Annotated in this window: 28 protein-coding genes; 15 read left to right on the forward strand and 13 right to left on the reverse strand. The window is 60.8% G+C overall.

The genetic code is table 11. The features are described from left to right. Position 1: 1 nt before the first annotated feature. Genes D3878_RS19795 through D3878_RS19805 form a run of 3 tightly spaced genes read left to right on the forward strand, consistent with a single transcriptional unit; the run spans position 2 to position 1,709 of the window. Positions 2-577 (forward strand): cytochrome c oxidase assembly protein, encoded by a 576-nt coding sequence (locus D3878_RS19795; RefSeq protein ID WP_119787048.1) that lies wholly within the window; start codon positions 2-4, stop codon positions 575-577. A 25-nt stretch (positions 578-602) separates the two neighbouring features. Beyond that, positions 603-818: a DUF2970 domain-containing protein gene (locus D3878_RS19800; protein WP_119787049.1), complete on the forward strand. Its 216-nt coding sequence runs from the start codon at positions 603-605 to the stop codon at positions 816-818. Positions 819-842: 24 nt separating this feature from the next. After that, the gene (locus tag D3878_RS19805) at positions 843-1,709 is read left to right on the forward strand and encodes a cytochrome c oxidase subunit 3 (RefSeq protein ID WP_119787050.1); all 867 of its coding nucleotides are present in this window, start codon (positions 843-845) and stop codon (positions 1,707-1,709) included. Positions 1,710-1,854: 145 nt separating this feature from the next. Here the strand turns inward: D3878_RS19805 and D3878_RS19810 are convergent, their stop codons facing one another. Further along, positions 1,855-2,055, reverse strand: a complete 201-nt coding sequence (locus tag D3878_RS19810) for a twin transmembrane helix small protein (protein WP_119787051.1) — start codon at positions 2,053-2,055, stop codon at positions 1,855-1,857. A gap of 78 nt (positions 2,056-2,133) precedes the next feature. Between D3878_RS19810 and D3878_RS19815 the strand changes: the two genes are divergently transcribed. The 5 genes from D3878_RS19815 to D3878_RS19835 are packed head-to-tail and all read left to right on the forward strand — an operon-like array spanning position 2,134 to position 6,180. Continuing rightward, on the forward strand, positions 2,134-2,880 hold the full coding sequence (locus D3878_RS19815; protein ID WP_119787052.1) for an SURF1 family protein: 747 nt from the start codon (positions 2,134-2,136) through the stop codon (positions 2,878-2,880). Positions 2,881-2,905: 25 nt separating this feature from the next. Then, complete coding sequence (locus D3878_RS19820; protein ID WP_233556498.1) at positions 2,906-3,457, forward strand: SCO family protein; 552 nt, start codon at positions 2,906-2,908, stop codon at positions 3,455-3,457. 37 nt (positions 3,458-3,494) lie between these two features. Further along, positions 3,495-4,628 carry a COX15/CtaA family protein gene (locus tag D3878_RS19825; RefSeq protein WP_119787054.1) on the forward strand — a complete coding sequence of 378 codons (1,134 nt, stop codon included), beginning with the start codon at positions 3,495-3,497 and terminating at the stop codon, positions 4,626-4,628. A gap of 27 nt (positions 4,629-4,655) precedes the next feature. Continuing rightward, positions 4,656-5,540, forward strand: a complete 885-nt coding sequence (gene cyoE, locus D3878_RS19830) for a heme o synthase (RefSeq protein WP_119787055.1) — start codon at positions 4,656-4,658, stop codon at positions 5,538-5,540. A gap of 4 nt (positions 5,541-5,544) precedes the next feature. Beyond that, complete coding sequence (locus D3878_RS19835; RefSeq protein ID WP_119787056.1) at positions 5,545-6,180, forward strand: SCO family protein; 636 nt, start codon at positions 5,545-5,547, stop codon at positions 6,178-6,180. An 81-nt stretch (positions 6,181-6,261) separates the two neighbouring features. Here the strand turns inward: D3878_RS19835 and rpoH are convergent, their stop codons facing one another. The 4 genes from rpoH to ftsY form a co-directional block, all read right to left on the reverse strand. Continuing rightward, a complete protein-coding gene (gene rpoH / locus D3878_RS19840) occupies positions 6,262-7,161 on the reverse strand; it encodes an RNA polymerase sigma factor RpoH (RefSeq protein WP_119787057.1) in 900 nt (299 codons plus the stop codon). 233 nt (positions 7,162-7,394) lie between these two features. Beyond that, a complete protein-coding gene (locus tag D3878_RS19845) occupies positions 7,395-8,321 on the reverse strand; it encodes a cell division protein FtsX (RefSeq protein WP_119787058.1) in 927 nt (308 codons plus the stop codon). Further along, positions 8,318-9,019 carry a cell division ATP-binding protein FtsE gene (locus tag D3878_RS19850; protein WP_119787059.1) on the reverse strand — a complete coding sequence of 234 codons (702 nt, stop codon included), beginning with the start codon at positions 9,017-9,019 and terminating at the stop codon, positions 8,318-8,320. Before D3878_RS19850 ends, D3878_RS19845 begins: the two co-directional genes overlap by 4 nt. After that, complete coding sequence (ftsY, locus tag D3878_RS19855; protein WP_119787060.1) at positions 9,020-10,186, reverse strand: signal recognition particle-docking protein FtsY; 1,167 nt, start codon at positions 10,184-10,186, stop codon at positions 9,020-9,022. It abuts the gene before it with no gap. A 182-nt stretch (positions 10,187-10,368) separates the two neighbouring features. On the opposite strand from ftsY, the gene D3878_RS19860 reads away from it, so the two are divergent. The 5 genes from D3878_RS19860 (at position 10,369) to D3878_RS19880 (ending at position 14,715) form a co-directional block, all read left to right on the forward strand. After that, the gene (locus tag D3878_RS19860) at positions 10,369-11,733 is read left to right on the forward strand and encodes a M16 family metallopeptidase (protein WP_119787061.1); all 1,365 of its coding nucleotides are present in this window, start codon (positions 10,369-10,371) and stop codon (positions 11,731-11,733) included. A gap of 20 nt (positions 11,734-11,753) precedes the next feature. After that, positions 11,754-13,100 carry a M16 family metallopeptidase gene (locus tag D3878_RS19865; RefSeq protein ID WP_119788026.1) on the forward strand — a complete coding sequence of 449 codons (1,347 nt, stop codon included), beginning with the start codon at positions 11,754-11,756 and terminating at the stop codon, positions 13,098-13,100. Positions 13,101-13,133: 33 nt separating this feature from the next. After that, on the forward strand, positions 13,134-13,760 hold the full coding sequence (gene rsmD / locus D3878_RS19870) for a 16S rRNA (guanine(966)-N(2))-methyltransferase RsmD (protein ID WP_233556403.1): 627 nt from the start codon (positions 13,134-13,136) through the stop codon (positions 13,758-13,760). Between the two features lie 28 nt (positions 13,761-13,788). Then, positions 13,789-14,277, forward strand: coding sequence for a pantetheine-phosphate adenylyltransferase (gene coaD, locus D3878_RS19875; protein ID WP_119787063.1), 489 nt, complete (start codon positions 13,789-13,791; stop codon positions 14,275-14,277). A gap of 177 nt (positions 14,278-14,454) precedes the next feature. Further along, positions 14,455-14,715, forward strand: a complete 261-nt coding sequence (locus D3878_RS19880; protein WP_119787064.1) for a YfhL family 4Fe-4S dicluster ferredoxin — start codon at positions 14,455-14,457, stop codon at positions 14,713-14,715. Between the two features lie 69 nt (positions 14,716-14,784). Here the strand turns inward: D3878_RS19880 and D3878_RS19885 are convergent, their stop codons facing one another. The 8 genes from D3878_RS19885 to D3878_RS19915 form a co-directional block, all read right to left on the reverse strand. Next, positions 14,785-15,636, reverse strand: a complete 852-nt coding sequence (locus tag D3878_RS19885) for an MOSC domain-containing protein (protein ID WP_119787065.1) — start codon at positions 15,634-15,636, stop codon at positions 14,785-14,787. Positions 15,637-15,655: 19 nt separating this feature from the next. Beyond that, entirely contained in the window at positions 15,656-15,799 is a 144-nt protein-coding gene (locus D3878_RS23915) for a hypothetical protein (protein WP_158592338.1), read from the reverse strand. Beyond that, positions 15,799-16,089, reverse strand: a complete 291-nt coding sequence (locus tag D3878_RS19890) for a type II toxin-antitoxin system RelE/ParE family toxin (RefSeq protein ID WP_119787066.1) — start codon at positions 16,087-16,089, stop codon at positions 15,799-15,801. Before D3878_RS19890 ends, D3878_RS23915 begins: the two co-directional genes overlap by 1 nt. Next, entirely contained in the window at positions 16,077-16,367 is a 291-nt protein-coding gene (locus D3878_RS19895; protein WP_119787067.1) for a CopG family ribbon-helix-helix protein, read from the reverse strand. The genes D3878_RS19890 and D3878_RS19895 overlap by 13 nt, the downstream gene beginning before the upstream one ends. 162 nt (positions 16,368-16,529) lie before the next feature. Then, positions 16,530-17,729, reverse strand: coding sequence for a DUF3322 domain-containing protein (locus tag D3878_RS19900; protein WP_119787068.1), 1,200 nt, complete (start codon positions 17,727-17,729; stop codon positions 16,530-16,532). Further along, positions 17,726-21,094, reverse strand: coding sequence for an ATP-binding protein (locus D3878_RS19905; protein ID WP_119787069.1), 3,369 nt, complete (start codon positions 21,092-21,094; stop codon positions 17,726-17,728). The genes D3878_RS19900 and D3878_RS19905 overlap by 4 nt, the downstream gene beginning before the upstream one ends. Then, a complete protein-coding gene (locus D3878_RS19910) occupies positions 21,087-21,746 on the reverse strand; it encodes a DUF4194 domain-containing protein (RefSeq protein WP_199688216.1) in 660 nt (219 codons plus the stop codon). The genes D3878_RS19905 and D3878_RS19910 overlap by 8 nt, the downstream gene beginning before the upstream one ends. 18 nt (positions 21,747-21,764) lie before the next feature. Beyond that, the gene (locus tag D3878_RS19915) at positions 21,765-23,219 is read right to left on the reverse strand and encodes a DUF3375 domain-containing protein (RefSeq protein ID WP_119787070.1); all 1,455 of its coding nucleotides are present in this window, start codon (positions 23,217-23,219) and stop codon (positions 21,765-21,767) included. Positions 23,220-23,448: 229 nt separating this feature from the next. Here D3878_RS19915 and D3878_RS19920 point away from each other — a divergent pair, with 229 nt between their 5' ends. Then, positions 23,449-24,570, forward strand: coding sequence for a J domain-containing protein (locus D3878_RS19920; RefSeq protein WP_119787071.1), 1,122 nt, complete (start codon positions 23,449-23,451; stop codon positions 24,568-24,570). A gap of 199 nt (positions 24,571-24,769) precedes the next feature. Next, positions 24,770-25,135 carry a hypothetical protein gene (locus D3878_RS23920; RefSeq protein ID WP_158592339.1) on the forward strand — a complete coding sequence of 122 codons (366 nt, stop codon included), beginning with the start codon at positions 24,770-24,772 and terminating at the stop codon, positions 25,133-25,135. Positions 25,136-25,221 lie beyond the last annotated feature (86 nt).

Genomic DNA, 25,221 nt, shown 5'->3' on the forward strand with positions numbered 1-25,221 from the left:
CATGGAAACACCAAAGCAAGATGCGGCGCAGGATGCGCCGACGCGCAAGCTGAATGCGAAAATGCTGGGCAAGCTGGTGGTGGTGGCGGTCATGATGTTTGGCTTCGGCTACGGGCTGATCCCAGTCTATAAAAAGATCTGCGAAATCACCGGCATTAACATCCTGACGCCGAATGATATGAAGGTGGAGGGTGTCGGCAACACCCAGGTCGACAAGAGCCGCACCATTACCATCGAGTTCGACGGCAATGCGCAGGGCCCATGGCGATTCCGGCCGACGGTGGCCAGCATACAGGTGCACCCCGGCGAGATGGTCCAGGTGGTGTATGAAGTGGTGAATACGCAGTCGCGGGCAATCGACGCGCAGGCGATTCCCAGCTATGCGCCGCAGCAGGCTGCAGCGCATTTCAAGAAAATGGAATGTTTTTGCTTCAAGCAGCAGACGATGGGTCCGAACGAAGCCAAGCAGATGCCGGTCGTGTTTTTCATTGATCCGGCGCTGCCGCGCGATGTCAAGACGATTACCTTGTCGTACACCTTCTTCGAGGTGGCCGGGCCGACAAAAAAGTCCAGCTGAACTGGTTGGCTGAAAGGCGGTAAAAATGCAGGATTTGAAAGACGCAGCCAAGCGCAAGATGTCGTTTGGTGCAACATTGAAGGCAATACTCTGGGCGTTTTTCGGCGTGCGCAAGAAAAGCGGCTATGAACAGGATACAGCGCAGCTCAATCCGGTCTACCTGATCATCGCCGGATTGATTGTTGCAGTGGTTTTTATTGTGACGCTGTTGTTAATAGTAAAAAGCGTCGTCGCGAATTAATTTGATTTGTATCGGGAGATGGAGATGGCTTCTCAAAACGCTAAGGCGCCCTACTATTTCGTACCGGGCCCATCCAAGTGGCCGATGTTGACAGGCATGTCGTTGCTGGTAACCATGGCCGGCGCGTCGGCATGGGTCAATAGCATCAGCTGGGGTCCTTACGTCACTGTTGCCGGCATCCTGGCGGTGCTGTCGATTCTGTATTACTGGTTTGGCGATGCCATTGCCGAATCCGAAGGTGGTTTGTACAACGCCCGCATCGACAACTCCTATCGCTGGAGCATGAGCTGGTTCATCTTCTCGGAAGTGATGTTCTTCGCGGCCTTCTTTGGCGCGCTGTTCTATGCCCGTTCGATTTCCATGCCGTGGCTGGCTGACCTGGACCACAAGGTCCTGTGGCCGGATTTTGCCGCCGCCGCCCACTGGGGCAATACCGGCCCGGCCGGCACGATCGAGCCGTTCACCACCATGGGGCCGTTCTGGATCCCGACCATCAATACCGCGTTGCTGCTGACCTCCGGTGTCACCCTGACGATCTCGCACCATGCACTGCGTGCAGGTCACCGTGCCCAGACCGCCATCTGGCTGTTCGCCACCATCGTGCTGGGTGCCGTGTTCATGGGTTTCCAGGCCTATGAGTACATGCATGCATATAGCGATCTGAACCTGAAGCTGACTTCCGGCATCTTTGGCTCGACTTTCTACATGCTGACCGGCTTCCACGGTTTTCACGTGACGATTGGTGCGATCATGCTGTCGGTGATGTTGTACCGCGTGCTCAAAGGGCATTTCACCCCGGAAAACCATTTCGGCTTCGAAGGCGCCGCCTGGTACTGGCACTTCGTCGACGTCGTCTGGCTCGGCCTGTACGTGGTGGTCTACTGGCTGTAAAGCCTTATAAAATGTTGAGGACAGAGTACCGCTTCGCTTAACTCTGTCCCCAATCGCAAGGATTCTGTCCCGCAATGATGGCAATGCAAAAAGCCGCACCTCGGTGCGGCTTTTTGCTTGTGGCCAGGCCGGCTGGCGGGCCGGCCTAGCGCAAGCCGGTCGGCTGGATCCAGCCCAGATAATTGGCGATCAGGATGAAGATGAACAGGGCAATCGAAAAGCCCACGCGCAGCGCCAGCGCCTGTACGGTGCGGTTACTTTTGCCCTTGTCGCGCATCAGGAATACCAATGCGGAACCGAGGCTGGCAAGAATCAGGATGAAGGCGATGGCGACAAAGAATTTCATGAGTGCTGCAAGTGAAGCGGGCACTTGCTAGAATAGGCGCCGCCTGACAGGGCTTGTGTTTGTAAAGTTGATATTGTAATGCCAATCAGATTCCGCTTCAGCTGGATCCCCTTCATCGCCGCAGTGCTCGCCGTCGCCCTTGGTGTCAGCCTGGGCCATTGGCAAAGCCGGCGCGCGCAGGAAAAGGAGGCGATCGGGGCGGCCATGCAGGCGCGCGGCGCGCAGCCGGTCGTCGATCTGGGCGCCGCAGTTGCCGCCGATACCACGGCATCGGCGGAGGAATTCCGGCGGGTGCGCGTCAGCGGGCATTTCGTCGGCACCTGGCCGCTGTATCTGGACAACCGGCCGCATGAACGGCGCGCCGGCTTGCATCTGCTGATGCCGTTCAAAATTGCCGGCAGCAACAAGACGGTGCTGGTGGCGCGCGGCTGGCTTCCGCGCGATCCGGTCGATCGCACCAGGTTGCCGGCGACGCCCACGCCTGCCGGCGCAGTGACGATCGAGGGAAGCATCCGCAGCCATCCCGGCCGGCTGTACCAGTTCGGGGCGTCGGCGCCGCTGCAAGCCGGCGCCATCGTACAAAACGTCAGCGTCGATGAATTCGCCGCCGCCAGTGGCCTGGCGCTGCTGCCTTTCATTATCGAACAGGGCGGCGCAAGCGGAATCGCCGGCGCCGCCGGCGATGGCCTGGTGCGCGACTGGCCGCGCCCCTCGCACGGCGCCGACAAGCATCGCGGCTACGCTTTCCAGTGGTACGGCCTGGCGGCAGCAGCTTTCATCTTTTTTATTGTGACAGGATTTTTGCGTGGAACAAGACAACAGTAAGCAACGAAGACTCGGCCGCTGGAAAATGCTGGCGGTGCTGGCGGTATGCGCGGCACCCCTGGCCGCCGCTTATTTCACCTACTATGTGATCAAGCCGACCGGCCGCACCAATTACGGCACCCTGCTGGATCCGCGTCAATATCCGATGCCGCGCCTGGGCAGCAGCACGCTCGACGGCCAGCCGACCGAGATCAGCGCTTATCAGGGCAAGTGGCTCATGCTGCAGGTCGATTCCGGCAATTGCGAGGTCGCCTGCGGCAAGAAGCTCTACGACATGCGCCAGTTGCGCACGGCGCAGGGCAAGGAGCGCGATCGCGTCGAGCGGGTCTGGCTGATCAATGACAACGCGCCGCTCGACACCATGCTGATGCGCGAGTATGACGGCACCCGCATGCTGCGCGCGCCGGCGGCGGCGTTGCAAGCCTGGCTGCCGGTGGAGCAGGGCGCGGCGCTGACCGACCATATCTATATCATCGACCCGCTCGGCAACCTGATGATGCGTTTTCCAAAGGATGCCGACGCCAATCGCATCAAGCGCGACCTCGGCAAGCTGCTGAAGGCATCCAGCATCGGCTAGGCGCCGTCGCTGCGCCAGCAAACGACAGGATAGGTTAATGCTGATACAACTCGCGATCAAGGGCATGCTGGTAGCGCTGCTGGCGCTGGCGGCGGTGTGGGCTTCGCGTGACGCCAACAAATACCGCAAGCTGGCCTGGGTGACGGTGTTCCTCACCTTCGATCTGATCATGTTCGGCGCCTTCACGCGCCTGACTGATTCCGGCCTTGGTTGCCCGGACTGGCCGGGCTGCTATGGCCACGCCAACCCCTTGCAGGCGCACGAATCCATCAAGGCCGCCGAGGCGGCCATGCCCGATGGCCCGGTCACCGTCGCCAAGGCCTGGATCGAGATGCTGCATCGCTACTTCGCCATGGGCGTGGGTGTGCTGATCATCGCCCTGATGGCGGTGGCGTGGCGCAACTGGTCCAGGGCCCGCCGTGGAAACGCTGGCAGCGTTGCCGCGCGCGCCATGTCGCCCTGGCTGCCGAGCTTTTTGCTGCTGTTCGTTTGCGTGCAGGGGGCGTTCGGCGCCTGGACCGTGACCATGAAGCTGCAGCCGGTGATCGTCACCATCCACCTGTTGCTGGGGATGGGCCTGCTGGCCTTGCTGGCGTGGCTGGCGGCGCGCCAGAGCGTGCATGCGCCGGTGGTCCCGGCAGCGCGCGGCTTGCGCATTCCCGCCGCACTGGCGTTGGTGGTGCTGTTTTGCCAAATCGCTTTGGGCGGCTGGGTCAGCACCAATTACGCCGCGCTGGCTTGCACTGATTTGCCAACCTGTCATGGCGCCTGGCTGCCGGAAATGGACTTCGAGAATGGCTTCACGCTCTGGCGGCATCTCGGCAGGACCGGCGACGGCGACTTCCTGCCGTTCCCGGCGCTGACGGCGATCCACTGGGCGCATCGCGTGTTCGCCCTGGTGGTGGCGGCGATTCTCGGCTGGGTGGCGGTACGCGCCATGCGCATCGACGGCTTGCGCAAGACCGGGACCTGGCTTCTGGCGGCGCTGGTTTTGCAGATTGTCATCGGCATTTCCACCGTCTACCTGAGCTGGCCACTGGCGCTGGCGGTCGCGCATAATGGCTGCGCGGCGCTATTGGTGCTGTTGCTGAGCATGTTAAACTACAAGGCTAATCTTGCCGCTGCGCCGCTTACTGCCAGCCGCATGACAACCCATATTGCGGCCGCATGATGCTGGCACGGCTGCCGCTGTAAGACTATGACGACCTTGACCCTTTCCCCCAACCGCCTCGCCCAGTACTGGGCGCTGACCAAGCCGCGTGTGACGCAGCTGGCGGTATTTTGCGCCGTCATCGGCATGTTCCTGGCCACCCCTGATCTGCCCGACTGGCGTATCGTGGTGGCGGCTACTGCCGGCATCTGGCTGCTGGCAGGCGCGGCCTTTGCCGTCAATTGCCTGGTCGAACGCAGCATCGATGCCAAGATGGCACGCACTGCACGCCGGCCGATGGCCCGCGGCGAAATCACCGTCGCGCAGACCCTGGTGTTTTCCGGCGTGATCGGCGGTGCCGGCATGTGGATACTGTACAGCCTGGTCAATCCGCTGACCATGTGGCTGACCCTGGCCACCTTCGTCGGTTATGCCGTGATCTACACCATGCTGCTGAAACCGGCGACGCCGCAGAACATCGTCATCGGCGGCTTGTCGGGGGCGATGCCGCCGGCGTTGGGCTGGGCGGCGATTGCCAATGACGTGCCGATGCAGGCCTGGATCCTGGTGCTGATCATCTTCATCTGGACGCCGCCGCATTTCTGGGCGCTGGCGCTGTACCGGCGCGACGACTACGCCAAGTCCGGTTTGCCGATGCTGCCGATCACGCACGGCATGAAGTTCACCCAGTTCCACATCTTCCTGTACACCATTGCGCTGATTGCCACCACCATGCTGCCCTACGCGGTGCATATGAGCGGCCTGATCTATCTCGCCTGCGCCGCCGTGCTCGGTGCGGTTTTCCTGTGGTACTCGTGGCGCATCTACCGTCATTACACCGACCTGGTGGCGCGCAAGGCGTTTACCTATTCGATCATCTACCTGTCGCTGCTGTTCGTTGCCTTGCTGGTTGATCATTACCTGAAGATCTGAACCCATGCGCATATTACCCCTCACATTGATGCTGGCATCCTCGCTGTGGCTGGCCGCCTGCAGCGACAAGTCCAGCGAACAATCCGGCGCCGAAGGCACCATGCAATTGTCGCCAGTCGACAGCGTCTTCAAGAATACCGACGTCACCGGCCTCGGTTACGCCAGGGATTTCGCCCTGACTGACCACAATGGCAAGCCCCGCACCCTGGCCGATTTCAAGGGCAAGGCGGTGGTCGTGTTCTTCGGCTTCACCCATTGTCCGGACGTGTGTCCGACCACCATGGCCGAGATGGCCAACGTGATGCAGCAACTCGGCCCGCAAGCCGAGAAGGTGCAAGTCTTGTTCATTTCGGTCGATCCGGAGCGCGACACGCCACCATTGCTGGCCAAGTACGTGCCGGCTTTTTACCCGAGCTTCCTCGGTCTGGTCGGCGACCAGGCTGCCACCGAAAAGGTCGCCAAGGAATTCCGCGTGTTTTACCAGAAGGTGCCGGGCAAGACTTCAGGCAGCTACTCAGTGGACCATACCGCCGGCAGCTATGTGTTCGACCCGCAGGGGCGCATTCGCCTGTTCATCCGCCATGGCCAGGGTGCCGAGCCGATCGTGCATGACCTGAAGGTGCTGTTGGCGAAGAAGTAAGCCTCGGCCCTGCCGCCTCCAGGCGGCGGCAAAACAAAAAAGGCGCTCAATCGAGCGCCTTTTCTACTGGATGAATACCCTTCAGGCAAATGCCGCCAGCGTGCCCTTCATCTTTTTCAGCGCCACTGCCTCGATCTGGCGGATGCGTTCAGCCGAGACGCCGAATTCGGCGGCCAGTTCATGCAGGGTCGCGCCGGAACCGTCGTCGCTGGCCAGCCAGCGCGCTTCGACGATGCGGCGCGAGCGGGCGTCCAGCTTGCCAAGCGCAGCGGCCAGCCCATCGCTTTGCAGGCGGTCGTATTCCTGCGCTTCCAGCACCCTGGTCGGTTCATGCAACTCGGAGGACAGGTAGGCGATCGGCGCAAATTTGTCGTCTTCGTCGTCGGTCGGTGCTTCCAGCGCGATGTCGCGGCCCGACAGGCGCGTTTCCATCTCGATGACTTCCTCGCGCTTCACATCCAGAGTCTTGGCCAGGGCCTCGACTTGCGCCGGCGTCATGGTGTCCAGGCCTTCCTTGTGGCTGCGCAGGTTGAAGAACAGCTTGCGCTGGGCCTTGGTGGTGGCCACCTTGACCAGGCGCCAGTTCTTCAGGATGTATTCGTGGATTTCAGCCTTGATCCAGTGCATTGCGTACGACACCAGGCGCACGCCCTGGTCCGGGTCAAAGCGCTTGACGGCCTTCATCAAGCCGATATTGCCTTCCTGGATCAGGTCGGCGTGCGGCAAGCCATAGCCGAGATAGCCGCGCGCGATCGAGACCACCAGGCGCAGGTGCGACAGGATCAGCGATTGGGCGGCTGCCAGGTCGTTTTGCTCGCGCAATTTTTTCGCAAACGAGATTTCTTCTTCATGCGACAGCATCGGCAAGCGATTGACTGTCGAAATATAGGCTTCGATATTGCCCAGATTGCCGGGAAAGCCGAGCGCCACCAGACTATTGGTGGCAGGTACCAGTGCGGACTGTGCAGATCGTGCGTTCATTCCTTCTCCTTGCTTCCTTTTTCAGGGTGTGCCTGTACATGCAGGAATAGATAATTCATATATTAGCACTCTCTGTCAGGGAGTGCTAATGGTTGGAATCAACTATTTCCATAGTTAGAAGCTATGGAGTTAAAGATGCCAATCCGCAGGACATAGTTGAATTGGCGTGATGAATTGGAGTGCGGGACCGCTCAGAAGTTGCAATTAATAAATAAAAGGAATCTTCTGCGCGGCTAAGCCAGGCGGCCAATCGAGCGACGCACCGACAGCAGGGCTCCCAGCCAGCCCAGGGCGGCGCTTGTCGCCAGCAAGGCCAGCCAGGTGGAGGCGCCCAGCGGCGTCAGCTGGAATTGCGAGCCGTAGACGCGCACCACATCGGCCAGTGCCTGGTTCAGCGGATGCAAGCCCAGTGTGACCAGGCCAAGCGCCAGGGCGCCGGCAGTCAGACCGAGAAAGGCGCCGGCGTAATAAAACGGCCGGCAAACGAAGGCGTCCGATGCGCCCACCAGCTTGCTCAGGACAATTTCCTCGCTCTGATGCAATACTTGCAAGCGGATGGTATTGAAAACCACGGCCACGACGACGGTGCCCAGGGTGACCGCCAGCAACAGCAGGACCAGCCGCAATACCTGCATCACGGCGGCGAGGCGCTTGACCCATGCCGAATCGAGCTGCACATGTTCGACGCCCGGCAAGGCTTGCAAGCGGGCGACCAGATTCTCGGTGCGGGCGGCCTCGGCCATGTTGTCCAGCCCGGACAGCTTTAGTACATAGGCGTCCGGCAGCGGGTTGGCGCCCAGCGCCGTCACCGCGGCCGCCATGCCGGTGCGCGCATCCAGCGCATCCAGGGCTTTTTCGCGCGGGATGAATTCGAGCTTGCCGTCCAGTTCCGCATCCTTGATCGCGCGCTTGATGGAAGCCGCCAGTGCACTGGCTTGTACGCGCGGGGTGTCCGCCGTCATGAACAGGCTGATTTCCGGTTCGACCACCAGCTGTTCGGAAACCGGGCGGACGTTTTCCAGCAAGGTCAGGCCGGCGAAGGGCAGCATCAGGGCGATGGCGATGACCACCACATTCAGCAGGAAGCCGCCGCGCGGCGCGCGGATATGGCGCCAGGCGCCGGCCAGGGCGTAAGACTGGAGTCGCAACCAGTTTTTCATGAAGCCACCTGTGTCTGCGGCGCTGCCTGGGGTACTTGTGTGTCACCGACCAGGCGCCCTTGCGCCAGGTGGATCACGCGGGCGCCCGGCTGGTAAATGTTGTCATCATGGGTCGAGATCAGGCATGTCACGCCCACCGCATGGAATGCCTTCAGGGCATCGATCACCTTGCCGGCGCTGACGCGGTCAAGGTTGGCGGTCGGCTCGTCGGCCAGGATGATCTGCGGGCGGTTGACGATGGCGCGGGCGATCGACACGCGCTGTTGCTCGCCGCCGGACAGCGACAGCGGATCGGCTTGCGCCTTGTCCAGCAAGCCGACCTTGTCGAGTGCGGCGCGCGCGCGCTTTTCCGCTTCGTCGCGCGGGGTGCCGGTGACGATCAGGGGCAGCAGCACGTTGGCCAGCACCGGGCGGTCCGCCAGCAAGCGCTGCTGTTGCAGGATCAGGCCGAGGTTGCGGCGCAGGTAAGCCAGGCCAGTGGCATTCAGGCGGCCGATGTCCTGGCCGTTGACTTCGACGCTGCCGGAACTTGGCCGCTCGACGGCGGCGATCATTTTCAGGAGCGTCGATTTGCCGGCGCCGGACGGGCCGGCCAGGAACACCAGCTCGCCCTTGGCGACCGAGAGGTTGAGGTCGAATAGCGCGGTTGTGGTGGCGTCTTTGGCATAACGCTTGGTGACGTGACGAAATTCGATCATTTAACTTAACAAGGCATCCACAAATTCCTGCGCGTTAAAAGGCTGCAAATCTTCGATACCTTCGCCGACGCCAATGAAGTAGACCGGCACCGGGCGCGTCCTGGCGATCGCCGCCAGCACGCCGCCCTTGGCGGTGCCATCGAGCTTGGTGACGACCAGGCCGGTCAGTTGCAGGGCATCGTCAAACGCCTTGACTTGCGTGAGGGCATTTTGCCCGGTATTGCCGTCGATGACCAGCAGCACTTCATGCGGGGCGTCCGCCATGCTCTTGCCGATCACGCGCTTGATTTTCTTGAGTTCTTCCATCAGGTGCAATTGCGTCGGCAGGCGGCCAGCGGTATCAACCATCACCACATCGGTGCCGCGCGCCAGCGCTGATTGCACGGCATCGAAGGCGACTGCCGCCGGATCGCCTGATTCCTGGGAAATCACGCTGACATTGTTGCGCTCGCCCCAGATCGCCAGTTGTTCGCGGGCGGCGGCGCGGAACGTATCGCCGGCGGCCAGCAGGACCGATTGCCGGTGCGCCTGCAAATGCTTGGCCAGCTTGCCGATGGTGGTGGTCTTGCCGGCGCCGTTGACGCCGGCGATCATCATGACCATCGGTTGATGGCGCCCCAGCACCAGCGGCTTTTGCAGCGGCGTCAGGAGTTCGATCAGCAAGGTCTTCAGCGCTCCCTTGACCTGCTCGGCATCGGTCAGCTTGTCATCCTTGACCTTTTTCTTCAGGGCGGTCAGGAGGAATTGCGTGGCCTCGACGCCGCCATCGGCCATCAGCAGGGCCGATTCCAGTTCTTCATATAAATCGTCGTCGATCTTGGCGCCGACGAATAACGTGGTCAGGCTGGCCGAAGTCTTTGACAGGCCGGCCTTGAGCCGGGTCAGCCAGGAGCGTTTTTGTTCGGCGGACGGCGCAGGCGCCGGGATAATCTCTTCTTCCCGCATTTCCGCAGGCGTCGTGATCGCGGGCACCGCTGTGACGGCAGCGGCAGCGGCAGGGGCAACGGTCACTGAGGCAGGCGCGGCCGTGGCCGCAGGCTCGGCCACAACGGGGGGCGTAACCTCAGCGATGGGGGGGGCAGCAATTGGGGCAGGGGCCGCAGTCGGGGCTGGGGCCGCGACCGGTGCCGGCGTGTCTTTGGGTTTTCTCTTGAAGAAGCTAAACATGGGGCTGGGCTGAATCGCAATCAGGGGACAAGGAGGGCATGCAGCATGACGCCAGACAAGCGCGGTACAATCAACAGCTTGCGGGCAGGGCGCTGCATGAATTGCATGCATTTCCTATATGCCTGAATGCCTGTTATGAAATCCATGTACATGCAAGTTTCTATTTTAACAGAGCGGGAATTATGAAATCGCGGATAGTCGTATTGATTTGCTGCTTGCTGGCCAGTGCTTCTGTTCTGGCGGCAGGGGTGCCGGCGCAAGAATTCATCTTGAAGAATGGCATGAAAGTCATCGTCAAGGAAGACCATCGGGCACCGACCGTGGCGCACATGGTCTGGTACCGCACGGGTTCTGTGGATGAATTTAATGGCACCACCGGCGTCGCCCACGTGCTGGAACACATGATGTTCAAGGGCACCAAGACCCTCAAGCCGGGCGAGTTCAGTGCCAGGGTGGCGGCGATGGGCGGGCGCGAAAACGCCTTCACAAGCAAGGATTTCACTGCTTACTTCCAGCAGATCGAAAAATCCCGTCTGCCCAAGGTGATGGCGCTGGAAGCCGACCGCATGGCCAACCTGGTGCTGGATAAAAAGGAATTTGACAAGGAAATCAAGGTGGTGATGGAAGAGCGCCGCCTGCGTACCGACGACCAGCCGATACCGCAGGTGTATGAAGCGCTGAACGCGGTCGCCTTCAGCGCCCATCCCTACCGCAATCCGATCGTCGGCTGGATGGATGACTTGCAAAACATGACCGTCGAGGATGCGCGCCGCTGGCATGACCGCTGGTACGCCCCCAACAATGCGGTGCTGGTGGTCATCGGCGATGTCAATGCGCGGGAAGTGCTGGCGCTGGCTGAAAAGTATTATGGCCGCATCGCCCGCAAGGCCATCGGCAGCACCAAGCCGCAAGTCGAGCCACCGCAGCGCGGCATACGCCGTGTGCTGGTCAAGGCGCCCGCCGAAAATCCGTATGTGACGCTGGCCTTCAAGGTGCCGGCCTTGCGCGACGTCGAAAAGGATACCGATGTCTATGCGCTCGATGTCCTGTCGGCCGTGCTCGACGGCTACGACAATGCGCGCCTGAATGCGAAACTGGTGCGCACCGACCGCATCGCCAATTCCGCTGGCGCCAGCTACTCCGGCATTTCGCGCGGTCCGGAACTGTTTATGCTTGATGGCGTGCCGGCGGCCGGCACTACCACCGCACAGCTGGAACAGCGTTTGCGTGCCGAAGTGGCGCGCATTGCCACGCAAGGCGTGGATGAAAATGAATTGCACCGCGTCAAGACGCAATTGATCGCCGAACAGATCTACAAGCGCGATTCGATTTTCGGCCAGGCGATGGAAATCGGCATGATGGAATTGTCCGGCCTGTCGCATCGGGACATCGACCGCATCATTGAAAAATTGCGCGCGGTGAGCGCTGTGCAGGTGCAGGAGGTGGCGCAGAAATATTTCGGCGACGACAGCCTGACAGTCGCGACCCTGCAACCCTTGCCGCTGGAAGACAAGAAGCCCACGCCGGTAGCAAACTTGCGCCACTGAACTCCTGGAACATAAAAATGATGAAACGACTCATTATCGTGGCTTGGGTGGCATTGTTCGCCATCCCCGCCCACGCTACCCTGAAAATCGCTGCCTGGACCCTGGACAATGGTGCGCGCGTGCTGTTCGTGGAAAACCATTCGATCCCGATGCTCGATGTCAGCGTCGAATTCGATGCCGGTTCGCGCCGTGATCCGCAAGGAAAGTCCGGCACGGCCTCGCTGACCAATGCCATGCTGGGGCGCGGCTTGCAGGCGGGAACCGCGGCGCAGGACGAGCCTGCCCTGACCGAGGCGCAAATTTCAGACGGCTTTGCCGATATCGCGGCGCAGCGCGGCGGCAGTGTCGGCGAGGACAGCGGCGGCGTATCCCTGCGCACCCTGTCGAGCGCTGCCGAGCGCGACGCCGCGGTGCTGCTGCTGGCGCGCGTGCTGGCGCAGCCGAGTTTTCCGGCGGATTTTTTCGCGCGCGACAAGGCCCGCACCATCGCCGGCATCAAGGAAGCGCTGACCAAGCCGGAATTCATCGCCAGCCGCGCATTTTCCCGTGTCATGTATGGCAGCCACCCGTATGCCATGGAACCCACGGTGGCGTCGGTCGAAGCCGTCACGCGCGAAGACCTGGCGACTTTTCATCGCCAGCATTACGTCGGCAACCGCGCGGTGATCGCCATGATCGGCGATATTACGCGCGCCGAGGCCGACGCCATCGCCCGCCAGTTGACCGCACGCCTGCCGCAAGGCGCGCCGTTGCCGCCCTTGCCGGCGGTGGCGCCCTTGCAGGGGCAAGAGGAACGCATCGCCCATCCGGCCTCGCAATCGCACATCCTGATCGGCGCACCGGCCCTGGCGCGCGGCGACCCGGACTTTTTTGCGCTGACAGTCGGCAATTACGTCCTCGGCGGCGGCGGCTTCGTCTCCCGTCTGATGCAGGAAGTGCGCGAAAAGCGCGGCCTGAGCTACAGCGTGTACAGCTATTTCGAGCCGCTGGCGCAGCCCGGGCCATTCCAGATCGGCTTGCAGACCAGCCAGGCGCAAACCGGCCAGGCCTTGAAGGTGGCACGCGAGACGCTCGCCGATTACCTGCGCACGGGGCCGACCGAGAAGGAACTGCAGGCGGCCAAGGACAACCTGATCGGCGGCTTCCCGCTGCGTATCGACAATAACCGCAAGATCCTGGCGAATATCGCCGTGATCGGGTTTTACCAGCTGCCGCTGGATTACCTCGATACCTGGACTGCGAATGTCGCCAAGGTCAGCCGTGCCGACATCCAGGCCGCGTTCCAGCGCAAGGTCGCCGTCGACAAGCTCGCCACCATCATCGTTGGCAATGCCGGTAGTACCGGAAGTGCCGGCACCACCAAATAACACCAAATGGCATTAAATAGCAGCCGGGTTTCCATGCACAAGCCTCAAGGAAAAAAAAGCGTCGCGCACCAGGTGCGCATTATCGGCGGACAGTGGAAACGCACGCCTTTGCCGGTGGCCGACGCCGCCGACTTGCGGCCGACCCCGGACCGGGTGCGTGAAACCGTGTTCAACTGGATCAACCATCTGTTCGATGGCGCCTGGGAAGGGCGGGCCTGCCTGGACCTGTTTGCCGGCAGCGGTGCGCTGGGTTTCGAAGCTGCCAGCCGCGGCGCGGCCAGGGTGCTGATGGTGGAGAACCATGTGCCGGCATTGCGCCAGCTGGAAGCAGTGAAAGACAAGTTGCAAGCCGCGCAAGTGACGATTGCGCGCGGCGATGCCCTGGCCAAGCTGCGCGAACTGGGGGGCGGGCGGCGCGAGGCTGCCTTCGACGTCATTTTCCTCGACCCGCCCTATCATCAGGACTGGCTGGCCAAACTCCTGCCACAATGCGCCGCGCTGCTGCAACCTGGCGGGCTGGTGTACGCGGAAGCGGAGATGCCGCTGACCGGGCTTGACGCAGCATGGCTGGCCGATTGGGACATCGTCCGTGCCGACAAGGCAGGTATGGTTTTTTACCATCTATTACAATGCAGAAATGTGACAAGAATTCAGGCATAATGCGCGTTCCTTATTCCACGGAGTCCCTATGGTCACCGCAATTTATCCAGGTACGTTCGACCCGCTGACGCGCGGTCATGAAGATTTGGTACGGCGCGCCTCCGGCCTGTTCGATAAGCTGGTGGTCGGCGTGGCCGACAGCCAGAACAAGAAACCTTTTTTTACATTGGAAGAGCGCCTGTCGATCGCCAATGAAGTGCTGGGGCATTATCCCAACGTGCAGGTGGAAACCTTCTCGGGCTTGCTCAAGGATTTCGTGCGCGAGCATGAAGGCCGCGTGATCGTGCGCGGCTTGCGCGCCGTGTCCGACTTTGAATACGAATTCCAGATGGCCGGCATGAACCGTTACCTGTTGCCCGATGTCGAAACCTTGTTCCTGACGCCATCGGACCAGTACCAGTTCATCTCGGGCACCATCGTGCGCGAAATCGCCAGCCTGGGCGGCGACGTTTCCAAGTTTGTTTTCCCCTCGGTCGAGCGGTGGCTGAAGTCCAAGGTCGTTCTACCGAAAAAGTAATTATTTTGTCTGCAAGCGCTGGCTGTCGTCATCTTGCTGGAGTGGAGTTGAAATCATGGCATTGATGATTACAGACACGTGCCGCAGGGTTTCGCAAAGCAATGCTTTGCGCTGCGGTGCGCTCCGATCGCATGCAGGCGATCGGTGGAATCGTCTGGATAGCAGGGAGTTTGTGTCATGGCATTGATGATTACAGACGATTGTATCAACTGCGACGTCTGCGAACCGGAATGTCCGAACGATGCGATTTCGATGGGCCCGCTCATCTATGAAATCGATCCGCACAAATGCACCGAGTGCGTCGGCCATTACGATGAGCCGCAATGCCAGCAAGTTTGTCCGGTGAGTTGCATTCCCTTCAATCCGGAATGGCGCGAGACAAAAGAAGCGCTGCTGGCGAAATATGCAGAATTGCAGCAGGCGGCAAAGCCGGTTTGATACGGCCAGCCAGGCAAAATAAAAGGGACAGCGCGCTGTCCCTTTTATTTTGCCTGAATTTTGTTCGCGCTAAAATGCCAGCGCGACGTCGGCTTCCTGCCCCACCCGCAGTATCTGGTCTTCTCCCGCCAGCAAAATCGCATTCATGCCGAATGCCAGGCCGCCGTCGATCTTCGGGTCGGCGCGGTAAGTCTGCAGGATGTCGAGCGGGCTGGGACCTACTTCGCCGGTGGCCTGGTCGACGGCAGGAATGCGGCAGCGCGGACAGGGTTTGACCGGCTTGATCACGGCGCCGCCGATGGCGATGCTGGCGGCGAAATCCTCTTCATACGCACCGATGCCGTCGATGACGATGTTCGGCCGGAAGCGGTTCATCGGCAAGGCGGCGCGGCCCTGCACAAGCAGCTTTTCATTCAGGTCGTCCAGCGACGCCTGCGAAATCACCAGCAAGGGATAGCCATCGCCAAATAGCGTGGGCGCCTCGATGCCGCCGGTCCAACTGGTGCTGGCGATACGCCGCGCCTCGGGATGGAAACGCACCAGCCGGCAGTGAATGCCCAGGAATTTCGAAAACCATGTGGCGGTGATGTCGTCGCAGTCGTAAGCCTGGACGCTGTCATCCCACACTTTCACGGTAATCAGGCGCTCTTCGTCCGGGGGCGGCAGGCCGAGCGGTATTTCCAGGCGCAGCATGCCGGGGGCGCGCAATTCCAGCGTCTCCAGCCGGATCTTGGGCACGATGAGCGCCATGCGAGGATGGTCGCGCTGGGTGAGGAAATTGCCCTCGGCGTCCACCACCATCCATTCGCGGTCGTAGATATGATCGCTCATCAAGCCGGCGCGGGTGACGATGGCTGCGCGCAGGGGAATGCCGGCGCAGGATTTGACGGGGTAGAGGGTGAGGGCGGTGAGGGTGGGCATGGTGGGTGTATTGTGTGTCTTATGCCAGTTCCGCTTGTGCAAGCTGGTCGATGTCGCACTTGACGGCGCTGCGGTCGCGCCGCTCGGGCACGACCAGTGAATCCTTGTTGTCATGGTACTCGATGGTGCCATCAGCGGTGCGGCGGCCGAAGCGCGTGCCCATCAGAATCCCGCCTCCTTCTGGTGGCGCACGGTCAAGATGGTGACGCTATCGCCATCGAAGCGATACCGTGCCACGTAGCCGCTGTCGCCAAAGTCGATCAGCCACTCGTGGAACTCGTCGGGCATGTCCTCGATGGGGCGACCGATCTGCGGTTGAAGGCCGAGCACCTGCACTGCCTTTATGATCGTTTCGCCCACGCGATTGGCCGCGACTGGATTCTTCTGGCGCAGGAACTCGCGCAGCCGTTGCAAGTCTCGGATCGCACCGGCTGCGTACTTCACTTGTGGCATGCAGGGGCAGGAAGCTCGTTATCCGTGCCCCAACTGGACAGCCATGCATCCACCTTCTCGGGGGGCGTGTGCAAGCCGGTGGTTTGGTATTCGTCCCACGCTTTCAGCGTATCTTGTCGGAAAGCTTCGCGCTTTTCCTCGCGCTCTACGTACTGGCTGATTGCTTCGCGCATGAGCCAGTGAGGCGTGCGATGGCGTGCGGCGGCCAAGCGCTTCACGCGCTCCTTGGTGTCAGGGTCAATCTTGATTGCTACAGGGCGAACGACGGTGGTTGTCATCACGGCCTCCAAAATAAAGTATCTATAGGTATTACCTTATCATACCAAGAGCGAGGTCACAAGGCGAAGTGTTCTGACGGCAAGTACCTGCATGACGCGGTGTGGCGTTCAATGTAATTTTGTCAATTCCACATCAAGGCGAACGCACGGGGTTTCCGCAAATTACGAGCTTTGTAGTTTAACTAATATTTCTTCGACCCAGCCAAACCCGATCTTTTCCTGCTCAAGCCGTATTTGCCTGCCCAAGCGGTTGTCGCGCAGATCGTCGAATAGTGCACGCTCGTCGTCGTTGAGCCCGGGCAGGTCGCGCAGCGTCGGCTGCGGCTCATCGATCCATTGCTGCTGGTGGACCAGCAGGGTTTCGCGATCCATCAGGAAAGAGCGGACATGCGGAAACAGCGCGCGTAACTGGTTCAGAATGGCGAAGCCGTGGCTGTCGATGTCGCCCCAGTAAAAGATGGTGCGGTCGCGCAGCCAGGCAGCTTCGGTGAGCATGTCGAAGCCATAGCCAGCGCCGAAAATCACCAGGCTGTCCGCAATCGGCGGAAACGCCAGAAAATTGATCTCGTTTTCAGTGATGAATACCCGCGATGCAGCAGGATTGAGGCGGGCGAAGGTGGCACTGGTAACAGCGAAATCCTGGTCGGTGCCGCTGCCGACCAGCGCATGGCGCGAGTCGAGCAGGCGGAAACGAATGCGCAGCGGCTTGTCGCGAAAGCCATAGCGGCGGGCGAATTCATTCACGCCGCCAGCGGCAGCATCGATCGCCGCGGCAGGCAAGGCAAGATCGAGCAATTCCGCCAGGTTTGCGCGATGTGCTTCGATGAACTTGCTGTGTATGCCGGGGATATCGACCTGCCGCAGATAAATGCCGGGCCGCGGATTGGCCTGCAGCCAGGTGACGATGTCGAGCAGGCGTGGCCAGTCGCCGGCCAGTTCCAGTGCGCGCAGCGGGCGTTTTTTCAGCCATGGCAGCAGCAACGGCTGGCAGGCAGCGGTCTGCGCAACCAGGCTGTTGAAGCGGTCGGCCTCGCGCCGCTTGCCGATCAGGGCCAGCGCATCATCAAGCGCATCGATCCAGGCTTCATGGGGCAAGGCATTGGCGCCGATCACGCGGTGCCTGACTTCACGCAGCACCAGCCGGTAAGCGGGCCGTGAACTGTTCGCCGCGCCTTGCTGCAGTTCGGCGATCCAGGCACGCACCGCGTCGAAGCATTGCGACAGTTCAGTTGAGCTGGGACCTTTCAGCGTCAGGCGCAATGGAAACAGCGGTTCACCGTCCGCGCAACCGGCCAGCAGTTGGCCTTTGTCCCAGAGCTTTTGCACCTGGGCGCGCAAATCGGCTGGCGTGGTCCAGTTCATGCCCGGCGCGCCGTTTTTTCGGCGAGGTATTCGGTGATGCTGAGATTGCGCAGCTTGGAGGCGCGCCCTTCCTCGTTATGCACGAAGCCGACACTGGAGACGAACGGTTCGATGATATGAATTTTCTGCAAGGGCGTGACGATCAGCAGCTGCAGATTCAACTGCCGGAACAGTTTCAATCCATACTGCGCCGATTCGTCCGAGCCGCGCCCGAATGCCTCGTCGATTACCACGAAACGGAAGGAGCGCGAACGCACTGCGCCCCATTCCAGGCCGAATTGATAAGCCAGACTGGCTGCCAGAATGGTGTAGGCGAGCTTTTCTTTTTGCCCACCGGACTTGCCGCCGGAGTCCGAGTAATGCTCGTGCTCGGTGCCGTCCGCACGCCAGCGTTCCGACGCCGCGAACGCGAACCAGTTGCGTACATCGGTTACTTTGGCCGACCAGCGCCGGTCCATTTCCGCCTGTCCCTCGCTGCCACGGAAACGCTCGATGATGCCCTTGACCTGCAGGAACTTGGCTTCCGAATACTGGGCATCGTCGGAACCGGTCAGGCTGCCTTCGGTGCAGGAGCGCAATTCGCTTTGGAAATCGCGGATGTCGGCATCTTGTGAAACTTGCGCCTCCAGCACGATATAGCGCCCCGGGTTGTAATCGATCTGGGTCAGCGATTCGTTGATGCGAACAATGCGCGCCTTGATGTCTTCGCGCTCGCGATTGAGTTGCGACTGAAAATTGGCCACTTCCCGGATGGTATTTTCGTTGAGCAGTTCCTTGAAGCGCGCCTCGAAGCGGGGCAGGTCGTCGGCGCCGAGTTTTTGCAGCATCTCCTTGTATTCGAAGGCCGCGGCAATGCTGACATCCACCTCCTGCGTATCGAGCTTGTAGGCATCCTTGTACTCGGCCATCGCCTTGATGATTTTGTCGCGCAGGCGATCGAGCTTCTTGCTCTCGGCGTCGAGGCGCTCTTGCAGCCACTTGCGCATGTCTTGCTCGCGGTTGTCGCACGACTCGACGCTCAGTTGATGCACGCCGAGCGCATCACTTTGCATGCGCATCAGCGGCTCGAAACAGGCTTGGTGGTTCGCGTTGGCGGGATCATCGACCAGCGCCTGGGTTTGTAGCTGCAACGCCGCGGCGTCGCTTTTCTTTTGTTCGGCTTTGGAGCGCTTGTCCTTGTGCGCTTCAAGTTGTTCTTCGGTTTCCTGCAATGCCAGCACCAGTGCATCGAGCCGCCCGGTGAGTTCCTTGAGTACGTCGGAGGCCGACTCCAGCTGCCTTTTTTCCTCTTCCAGTCGCGCTATTTCAGTCGCCAGCGGCTGCCAGTCAAGTTCGCGGAAGTCGGCATATTCGTCGAGCCTGGACAGCGTCAGCTTGCGTTCATTGACCGTGCGCAGCTCGCCTTGCAGCGCGCCGATGCGGCTGCCGGTTTCGCCGAGCCGGGTTTCGAGTTGGCTTGCCTTGGCTTGCAGCGCGGCGATCTTGGCGGCATTGGTCCAGCCCAGCACGTAGCGGCTGCGGTCGTCGATCCGGTGCCGGTCGTCCTTTTCATGCCGTTCGCCCGGCGCCTTGATCTGGCCGGCGCGGGTGATAGCGCGCGGTTCGCGATGGAATTGCTCTGGCGTGGCGCAACAGGCGACATCGAAGCGGTGCGCGATTTCCCGCTCCAGCCAGTCGTAAAACGGCGAGTCGGGCTTGATCGCCAGCTTGCGCGCCAGCGCATCGCGGTGCAGGGCAGGTATTTCTTTGCGGCCGGCGGCGCGCACCCGGAAATACACCAGCCGCCCCTTCAGGTGCGTGCGGTCGACCCACTCGGCGACCTTGGCATAGTGCGCATCGGGCACCAGCAAGGCCGGCCCGAAGCCACGCACCAGGCGTTCAGCCGCGCCTTCCCAATCGCGTTCATCTTCGCGTACCTGCATCAATTCACCGGCAAACGGCATGTCGGTCTCGGCCAAATCCAGCGCGGTGCACAAGGCGGCGCGCATGGCAACTTGCTCGGCCGGGAGATTGCTGCGCCGGGCCTTCAGGCTGTTGATTTCCGCGCTGAACTCAGCGTGTTCCTTTTTACCTTGCTGCAGCGTCACTGCCGCTTCGGTCAATTCGTTCTGCAATCCAGCTTCGTACTCTTTCGAGGATTCCGCCAATGCCGAAAAGGCGATGCGCTGCGCGAGGAAGCCTTCCGCATCGTCGGCGGCCACCGCTCCCAGCGCGCGCGCCAGTTCCGCATAGCGGTCTGCCTTGCGCTGGCGCGCCTGCCGTTCGCTATCTTTGGCCCTGATTTCCTCGGATAGCCGCTCGATGCGGTCGCCACCGTTGTCGGCGATGCTGCGCCGGAGTTCACGATCCTGACTTTGTTGCGTGGTGCGGCGTTCGTCCAGGCGCTGGACCTGCGCGTTCTGGCGCGTCCACTCCTCGTCGAGCGAGGCGAGGCGTTTTTCCAGCAGGGCCAGTTTCAAGCCGGCGAAATAAGGCTTGAGCGCGTCGCGGCAGGCGCGCAAATTCTCGCTCTCGACGGTGAGTTCCGCATGCTTCGCGCAATCGGCCACCAGCGGCGTCAGCAGCGCCACCTGGCGTTTGGCTTTGAGCACCGCCTCGTGGGCGCGGTTGAGATCGTCGAAATGCGCAATCAATGCCGTCACGCGTGGTGCGACATCGAAGGGCTCCAGCATGTGGCTGCGCACGAAGTCGGTCAGATTGCCGACCGATTTCATCGACACCGTCTGATGGAACAGTTCCAGCGCCTGGTCATTGTCGATGCCGAAGCGGCGCCGGAACCACGCGCCATACGGCGGGAAGCTGTCGAATATTTCCGCCCCCGCGCTTCTGAGCCGTTTGCGCAGCGCACCGATATCCGAGCCGAAATGCGCGAAATCCTCAGCGATCGACAAGGCCCGCTCGGCGCCGACGAAAAAACGTGCAGGCTGCCCCTGCAGGTCTTTCATCCAGAATACCTGCGCCAATGTCACCGTCTGGTCGTAGCCGGCGTTGTGGAACACGCCGAGGATGACCGAGTAATTATTATGGTCGCGCAAGGCGACCGGCTTGGCCGTGCCGCTGACCTCATTGCGTTCGGACTTGTAATGCCCGAGCACGTAAGAGCGCAGCGAGCGTTCACGGGCATCCGCCCCCGCCGCCTTGTTATAGGCGATGCGGTGGGCCGGCACCAGCAGCGTGGTCACCGCATCGACCAGCGTCGATTTGCCCGAGCCGATGTCGCCGGTGAGCAGCGCATTCATTCCATCCGGATGCAGCGTCCACACGCGTTCGTCGAAAGTGCCCCAGTTGAACACTTCCAGGCGGTGCAGGCGAAAGCCGGATAGCGTATCGTTAGCGGAGAAATCGAGGTCCATCGGTTTATTCATCGCTTTGGCTTCCTTGCAACTGTGCGCGGTATGAACCCAGCCGGGCATCGAACTCGGACAGCCATTGTGCGTCGACAAAGGCCTTGAGGATGCGCCGCACCTCGAACATCGCTTCCTGGCCACTTGGCGCACCGATGGCCGGCTTCAGGCGCCGCACGAAGCCCAGTTCGACAATCTTGTTGAGATGCGTATCGATCTGGTCGATCACCCTGGTCTCGTTGCTGCCCATCGGCAGAAATACCCGGATCAGCTCGACCACGTCGTCGCGCGACAGTATCAGTCTGGTATCGGCGCCGGTCGCGTCGAACTCGGCCAGCTTCTTGCGCAGCAGGGCCAGCAGCAGGCTGACCGGGAACGACAGCGGCCGCCGCGCCACCAGACGCGGCAGCTTGGCCGTGGCATCGCCGTCGTCCGCGCCGTCGCCATGCCCGTTGCGTGCGCGCAGGAAAGCATATCCTTCGGCCTCGTCCAGCACCAGTTCCAGCCCCAGCACGGCGAGATAGTCGCGCGCCCGGGCTTGCAGATTGAGCAGCGCATGCCACAGCGCGGCATCGCTCTCCTGATAAATCACGCCCTTGAGCAGTGGTACCACCACGGCCGACAGGTCGGGTGCGTTCATGTTCGGTGCGACCGCTTCGCTTGCGCTTGTCATCGGTTGTTCTTGCATGCTTTACCTTACGAAGATGACACGCGGCAGGCGTGCTTGTTTCATGCGTTCGCCATCGCCGCTGCCGTGGTCTTGCCAGACGATGACATCGGCAGCTTCTTCATCGACCACCGCCTGGAATTCTTCTCCGGCCAGTTGCAGATAGGCGACCAGTTCCGCCAATCCTTGCGCCAGCGGCCGCGCCTCGCACAGTTCGCGCAGGCTGATCTGGCTGCGCTGCTGCAGCGCCTGGCGGATGTGCCGCGACAACGCCGGCTTGTCGATCACGACCTGCGAAAACAGGGCGGCGCTATCGATATCGGCAGTGCCGGATTCCAGCGCCGCATCGGTAATCACAGGTCTGATTGGCGGCGTGTGCAGTGGGCGCTCCATCGGCAGCTCGATGTCGGCGGCGGTATCGGCGATGTGCATGAATGCACCGGCGGGTTGCGCTTCACGCAGGGCCAGTGCGTTGATTTCGATGCCGTGCAGGATATCCATGATGCGGCGGTTCTCCAGCCAGGCCTGATCGTCCAGGAAGCGCCGCAATTGCTGCGACAGTTGCGCGACCGTGCGCTGGGTGTGCTCGCCCGCTTCCAGCCAGTCGTAGTGGATGCGACGGGTGCGCGCGTCGGGGTTCAGTTCGGCCACCGGCGGCAGCGTCAGCACCCGCTCCAGCAATGCCGTCAGTTCCTCCTGCCGGCGGCTCGACATCAGGAAATCCCAGAACGCGCGAAAGCTGCGGCCCTGGTCCGAATCGGCAATCGCATCGCGCTCGCCCATGATCTGTTCCAGCAGCGCGCCCTTGCTGCCTTCCCACAGCGCGATGCGCTCGCGCACGCGACGGTCCAGCCCGCGGAAATTGTGCTCCACTTCGCGGAAGTCGGTGAGCAGCTCGCGCGCCATGCCCATGAACTGCTGAAAACGATCCTTCAACGCCGTGCCGTCCAGCAGCGGTATGTCGCCGGCGATCACCTGCGCCATTTCCGCATCGATCTCGTCGCGCCGTTTTTGCAGCTCCGCGATGCGGGTCTGGGGGTCAGTCTCGCTGCCTTCGCTCATTTGCTTGAGCAGCTCGAACAGCGTCAACAGGCGCGACTCGGTGCCGACGAACGCGCGCTCGGTCAGCGTGGCGAGCCAGGCGATCGCCTTTTCGGTGGCCGGCGTCAGGTCGAACTGCGGTTCATCCGAACTGGTGCGGTAAAACTTGCGCAGCCAGCCGCGTTCGTTGGCGGCCCAATCGTTGAGGTAGTCGAGCGCGGCCTTGGGGAAGGCGTCCGCGCCTAGCCGCTCGCGCAGCCCGAACAATTCGTCTTCAAGCAACTCAGCCAGATCCGCCTGCGCCATCATCCGTGTATTCGGCGCAATGAAGACGCGATGCAGAAAGCTTGCCGCCAATGGCGCGTGCTCGCTGCGCAGCAGCCGCCAGGCCGGGTGATTCTGGCGCAGCAGCTCGAGGGTGGTGTAGTCCAGGCTCATGTGATTTTTTTGGCAAGCCGTTCGGTCGCCGGAAAAGCGGAAGCGTCGCCCAGTTGAATTTCGCCAATACCAGGATTCATTGCGGACGATTAGTTCGAAGTGATAATTTTCGCTATTTTATCAGCCTGCCGTTCCTGCAAATTCCCCCTGGCGCCGGGTAAAATAGCGGGCCGCGCGTTATGAACCTTGCGGCCATTTCTCCGCACCTATTTTACCGTTTTGCATGACAATGCCAAAATCACAGTTAACTGCGGTACGGATCGCCGCGAGCGATAGCCCGCTGTCCAAAGGACAAAAGACCTTCAATCGCCAGATACAGCAAATCGAGAAGCTGCGCAGCCGGTTGACGGCATGGGACGCGGCGACGATTTCCTATCAGAAAAAATATACGCAGGATCTCCTTCCTTTGTTCTCGATCGCGACAGAACTGCAAATCAAGCTGGTGCATAGCCTTGATCGCGCCGCAGCGCAAAAAGGCTTGACGCGCACCGAACGGCGCACATTGGGCGAATTGATCGCCGGTCTGGCAGGGCCACTGCTGGGCGAGCGCGACGATGCCGAATTGAAAGCGATCTACAACAGGCATAGCCGATCCGATTACGATAGCGAGGAAGCGGCCCAGATGCAGGGCATGAAGGATTTGTTCGAAGATGTGTTCGGCTTTGACCTGGGCGACGATGCAAAGCTTGATTCGCCGGATGAATTCATGCAGCGGGCGCAGGCGCAATTCGCGCAAATGCAGGCGGATTGCCAAGCCGAGCAGCAGGCGCAGGAAGAGCGGCGCGCCAGGCGCAAGAAATCGGCCAAACAGCTGGAAAAGGAAGAACGGGCCGAAGCCGATGCCAGGCAGATCAATCAATCGATCCGCGAAATCTATCGCAAGCTGGCCAGCGCCTTGCACCCGGACCGTGAACCCGATCCGCAAGAACGCGTACGCAAAACTGCGCTGATGCAACGCATCAACCACGCTTATGACAAGCAGAATCTGCTGCAGCTACTGGAACTGCAGCTCGAACTGGAACATATCGACCGCACCGCCATCGGCCGCATCGATGAAGAGCGTCTGCGTCACTATAATGCGGTTCTCAAGAGGCAGATCGCCGAACTCGAGCATGAAACGATGCGCATCGAATCCGACTTTTGCGCCCAGTTCGGCATCTCGCCATTTGTTATGGTGAAACCGGAAACTGTCATGCACGAGCTGGCGGGCGAGATCGCGCGCACGCGCCAGGATAATCGCGATATGGAGCAGGATCTGCTTGCGCTGGAAGACGCGAAGGGCGTCAAGGCCTGGTTGAAGCAGCTTCGGCGCCGTCCGGCGGACGATGATTTCGATGGATGTCCGTTCTGAGCCAGCTGCGCAGGGGCCCCTTATTTTCTGCCGGATGCCGCACGCCGCGTCAGATAGGCCTGGATGCGCGCCTCGGTTTCTTTCGTGTTGCGGTAGACGCCGCGCTGCCCGCTACGTCTGTCAACGTGTCAACGTGTTATTAAAATCGACTGTTGGCCGTACACTGACCTATAAGGCACTTATCGCAAAGTGAGATGATATGAATGAAAAACCTGTGAAAGTCGATATTGACTTTCACGAGGCGTTGCGGCGAATAGCAAAGACGCCTAAAGGCGTTATCGTTCCAAAGGACACGATCACTAAAAAGGAAAACAGCAAGGAGGCGGAAAAGAAAAAACCGCACCCTCCAAGAAGAAAGGTGCGATTTAGGTCAATTAGAACAAGCTTAACTGACCTGGATGAGAGCGCCAATGCTGGCATACGTTTTCTTGTTTGCCGAAGCGAACGCGAGTGTATTGCCGAACATGGACGCTTTTTGTTGCAGAGTATGAGTGTCTCATACGTCCTCCAAAAAGCATTGGAGGGCGTTTTATCTTGCCTGCAGCCGATCTTTAGATTAAACTAAAGGTTGTCTATCGAGGACGAACGGCTGTAGGTGGCAGGGTATGCCCTCACCACCGTGCCAAGGTAGTTGAAATTAGCCTATTATCA

The organism is Noviherbaspirillum sedimenti (assembly GCF_003590835.1).
GTDB lineage: Bacteria > Pseudomonadota > Gammaproteobacteria > Burkholderiales > Burkholderiaceae_D > Paucimonas > Paucimonas sedimenti.